A 2,748-nucleotide genomic window follows, 5' to 3' on the forward strand; every position below is an offset into this window, starting at 1 on the left:
CTGTTCCTCGCTTCTGCCGCTCAGCATCTTGCCGACCAGCAGCGCGCCGAGCGCGATCATCAGGGGTTTGGTGATGTTGCCGCCGGGAACGGCGTTGTCAAAAAGGCCCATCATGGATCTCCTATCAACCAAGTCCACCCGGCGCCAGAATGGCTCAACCGGGGGGATTTTCAAGCTGTCTTGAGCTTTTGACAATCATATGAAAATGATTGGCAGCGAGGGGATTGGAGGGAAGAAATGGGCATCATCAGCTGGATCATTCTCGGCGCGATCGCCGGCTTCATCGGCAGCAAGATCGTCAACAAGACCGGTCAGGGCTTGATCATGGACATCGTGCTCGGCATCGTCGGCGCTATCGTCGGTGGCGTGATCTTCAGCGCCTTCGGCGCATCGGGCGTCACCGGCCTCAACATCTGGAGCCTGATTGTCGCCGTCGTCGGCTCGGTCGTCGTGCTCTGGGCTTATCACCAGTTCTCCGGCAGGCGCACGCTGTAGAACGGTCGAACGATCGGCGAAACCACGGCTCGATCGCCGTGGTGGGATCGTCAGCCGAGCGCTGGTCGTCGAACGCGACCGCGCTGCGTATTGGCATTGGATGGCGTGGGGCGGAACGGCGATGGCGGTCCAGATTCAAGGCCTTCCGGTCACCTATTATCCAATCCCGAAAAGCGGCACCAGCAGCGTCAAATATGCGCTGATGGCGCTCGGCGGCAAGGAAGCCACTCTGCTTGACCCGGACAACGACGTCCACAGTCAAATTGCAACCAATTGGGCCGATCCGTTCGAGCCGGTCTATGACGGCCTCAGCGGTAAATTCACGATCGTTCGTGATCCGCTGGAGCGGCTGCTCTCGGCTTATTCCAGCAGGATATTGGACACCGATGTCCTACGGTCACGCTCGCCCAACCTCGAGTTGCTCGAGAGCTTTGGGCTGCCGACCAACCCGGATCCCGATACCTTCATCCTCAACATCGAAAAATACTGCGCGTGCTCAGGGGACATCCACTTTCACGTCGCCTCGCCACGCCGGTTCATCGGTTCCAGCCTGTTCCTGTTCGAGCACGTCTTCAAATTCGAGGACATGGACAAGGTCGGCGCCTTCCTGTCCACGGTCAGCAGCAAGACAGTCTCTATGCCGCGGCTGCAGGCAGCCCGGGGCAAGGTCAGTCCCTCGGATCTTTCCCCCGCGGCGTTCAGAAGGGCGATGCGCTTCTGCCGCTACGACTACGGTTTCCTTGTCGACTATTACGATCCGGCACGATGGGGAGGCATCCCCCAAGGCGATCCCGATGAGACGTCCTCGCTGCATGTCGCCGGCGATCTGACCGCTTTTCGCAACGGCCGTCTGGTCTACCCGCGGACGCTGCGCAACCTCGTCGGATTCCTTGCCAAACGTCCGTTGAAGAAAAGGGTGGGGCTGTAGCGTTCAGCTTTTCAGTCCGGACGACCTCAGGCCACAACGCTCAAGCGCCTCCTTCGCTCGTCGAGCGAGACGATGGCGAGGCCGCTGCCGATCACCAGGAGAATGCCGCAGACGGCGAGCGTGTTGGGGAGCTGCCCGAACACCAAAAGGCCGGAAATCACCGCCCAGACGGTGAAGCAATAGTAGAAGGGCGCCACCGCGCTTGTCGGTCCGACGCGATAGGCCATGAAGATGAAGAAGTGACCGAAGATCAGGAACAGGCCGGCGCCGGCAAGCAAAAGGAGATGACGGCCCTCCGGCATCACCCACTGTTCCGAGACAAGGTGTGCGACACCTGAGCCGAGCAGCACGACAACCACGGCGGAGATGGCGACGATCATGCCGGGCACCTCGGCGCCCACCTTACGTCCGGCGAGGTCGCGCGCCGCGGCCAGGGCCGCGTTGCCCAGCGCCAGCAAGGCATAGATGGAAATGCCCTGCATCGTCGGTTGCGCCACCATGACGGCGCCGACAAAGCCTAGGCTAATCAGCGCCATTCGCACGGCGCCGATCTTCTCGCCGAAAAGGAGCGAGGACCCGACCAGCACGATGAGCGGCGTGATCTGCCCGAGCGCCGTCGAATCGGCGATCGGCATGTTGGCCAACGCCACGACGTAGCAAAGGATCGCCGCCAGCTCGCAAAGGTTCCGGCGCAGCACCTTGCGTTCGAACAGCAGCGGGATCTGCCTGCCATAGCCCAGCATGAAAAGCAGCGGCATGCCCCACAGTGTGGCGGCCGCGCCACGCAGCAGCAGCACCTCATAAGGCGGCAGCCCTGCGGTCGCGAGCTTCATCATCGTGTCATTGACGAGGTAGGATCCCGTCGAGACGATCATGAACAGCGGGCCGCGGATATTTGCCGGAAGGAATTGCATTGGCTGAAGAAATCAGAGGCCGATCGGGGCGGCAATGGGCCAGTTCCGGCCGATCTGGCGTCTACCCGCGCGAAACTGTCGATGGGCTAGCCGAGGCAAGACGCGCGGATTTGAATTCGCCTGTCGCGATCCTATATCCGCACCATACCCCTGAAATCAGATCATTGGTTCGGCTCGAGCGAGACAACGCTCAACCACAAGGCACTTGTGTTTTGCGGCCGTTGTCGCTAATCGCCCCGCATTCGACTGAACTGAAGGTCAAGGCCGCCCAAGGAAAGAGACTATGGCAAAAGGTAAATTCGAGCGCACCAAGCCGCATGTGAACATTGGCACGATCGGCCACGTCGATCATGGCAAGACGTCGCTGACGGCGGCGATCACGAAGTATTTTGGCGAATACAAGCGCTATGA

Annotated in this window: 4 protein-coding genes; 3 read left to right on the forward strand and 1 reads right to left on the reverse strand. The window is 60.7% G+C overall.

Features of this window, described 5'->3' with window-relative positions:
* Positions 1 to 237 precede the first annotated feature (237 nt).
* A complete protein-coding gene (locus tag EOA75_RS31535; RefSeq protein ID WP_127326033.1) occupies positions 238 to 495 on the forward strand; it encodes a GlsB/YeaQ/YmgE family stress response membrane protein in 258 nt (85 codons plus the stop codon).
* The gene (locus tag EOA75_RS31540; protein ID WP_164747705.1) at positions 425 to 1,423 is read left to right on the forward strand and encodes a sulfotransferase family 2 domain-containing protein; all 999 of its coding nucleotides are present in this window, start codon (positions 425 to 427) and stop codon (positions 1,421 to 1,423) included. Before EOA75_RS31535 ends, EOA75_RS31540 begins: the two co-directional genes overlap by 71 nt.
* 26 nt (positions 1,424 to 1,449) lie before the next feature.
* Here the strand turns inward: EOA75_RS31540 and EOA75_RS31545 are convergent, their stop codons facing one another.
* Positions 1,450 to 2,337, reverse strand: a complete 888-nt coding sequence (locus tag EOA75_RS31545) for a DMT family transporter (protein ID WP_095824693.1) — start codon at positions 2,335 to 2,337, stop codon at positions 1,450 to 1,452.
* Positions 2,338 to 2,620: 283 nt separating this feature from the next.
* On the opposite strand from EOA75_RS31545, the gene EOA75_RS31550 reads away from it, so the two are divergent.
* On the forward strand, positions 2,621 to 2,748 hold a 128-nt coding region (locus EOA75_RS31550), incomplete at its 3' end, for a GTP-binding protein (protein ID WP_244571411.1).

This window comes from Mesorhizobium sp. M1A.F.Ca.IN.022.07.1.1 (assembly GCF_003997575.1).
Lineage (GTDB): Bacteria > Pseudomonadota > Alphaproteobacteria > Rhizobiales > Rhizobiaceae > Mesorhizobium.

Excerpts from the sequence above, each read along its gene's own strand:
- EOA75_RS31535 (WP_127326033.1), top strand. The coding sequence starts at position 238 with ATGGGCATCATCAGCTGGATCATTCTCGGCGCGATCGCCGGCTTCATC.
- EOA75_RS31545 (WP_095824693.1), bottom strand. The coding sequence starts at position 2,337 with ATGCAATTCCTTCCGGCAAATATCCGCGGCCCGCTGTTCATGATCGTC.